Raw genomic sequence first — 246 nt, 5'->3', positions numbered from 1 at the left:
CGCTCGGACAGTTTCGAGGATGGAGACAACACCATGACCACGCTGCTTCCTTTCATCGGCATAGCAGCCGGCCGCCCGTCGTATGCTTCTCCCTTGCGGCCTTTCCGGCTGCTCGCCGCCGTGACGTCGGCGCTGCTCTGGCTGCCGCGCTTCTGGAAGGCGCGGAACGACCTCGCAGCCCTTGCCGCCATGAGCGAATGCGAGCGCCGCGACATCGGCGTCACCGCCTTCGACATCGAAAACGCG

Annotated in this window: 1 protein-coding gene; it reads left to right on the top strand. The window is 65.9% G+C overall.

Annotated elements, in window-relative coordinates:
* Positions 1-33: 33 nt before the first annotated feature.
* On the top strand, positions 34-246 hold a 213-nt coding region (locus EOD29_RS34100; RefSeq protein WP_164764055.1), incomplete at its 3' end, for a hypothetical protein.

Origin of the sequence: Mesorhizobium sp. M1A.T.Ca.IN.004.03.1.1 (genome assembly GCF_003997555.1) — a bacterium.
Taxonomy (GTDB): domain Bacteria; phylum Pseudomonadota; class Alphaproteobacteria; order Rhizobiales; family Rhizobiaceae; genus Mesorhizobium.
The sequence above is the reverse complement of the archived record's forward strand: the minus strand, read 5'-3'. Positions and strand labels throughout refer to the sequence as shown.